This is a genomic window from Plebeiibacterium sediminum (genome assembly GCF_026013605.1).
GTDB classification, from domain to species: domain Bacteria; phylum Bacteroidota; class Bacteroidia; order Bacteroidales; family Marinilabiliaceae; genus Saccharicrinis; species Saccharicrinis sediminus.
On sequence record NZ_JAPDPJ010000405.1, the window covers coordinates 1 to 320 of the forward strand.

At 34.4% G+C, this 320-nt stretch carries 1 protein-coding gene; it reads left to right on the forward strand.

Going from position 1 to position 320, the window contains the following annotated elements; genetic code table 11:
* Positions 1-320, forward strand: a 320-nt coding sequence (locus OM075_RS25975; RefSeq protein WP_301193436.1) for a tyrosine-type recombinase/integrase, incomplete at both ends; no start/stop codon positions are given.

A 320-nucleotide genomic window follows, 5' to 3' on the forward strand; every position in this document is an offset into this window, starting at 1 on the left:
TTCAAACATCTGGTATATGGTTTAAGAGCCATGTTTTCTATGTTTAAAAATGAAGAACTATTGCTGGCACTCCCTCCTATTAAAAGTAGTAAAGCCTTACCTGTGGTGTTATCGCAACAAGAAGTTAAAACACTGCTAAAAACACCTAAACTATTAAAACACAGAATTCTATTTGCCATTGTTTATGATTGTGGTCTTCGTATTTCGGAAGTGCTCAACTTAAAGATTGAAGATCTGGATTTTGACCGCAAACAAATACACATCAAACAATCTAAGCATAAAAAAGACCGATATGTACCGATGTCTAACCTTATGATTCG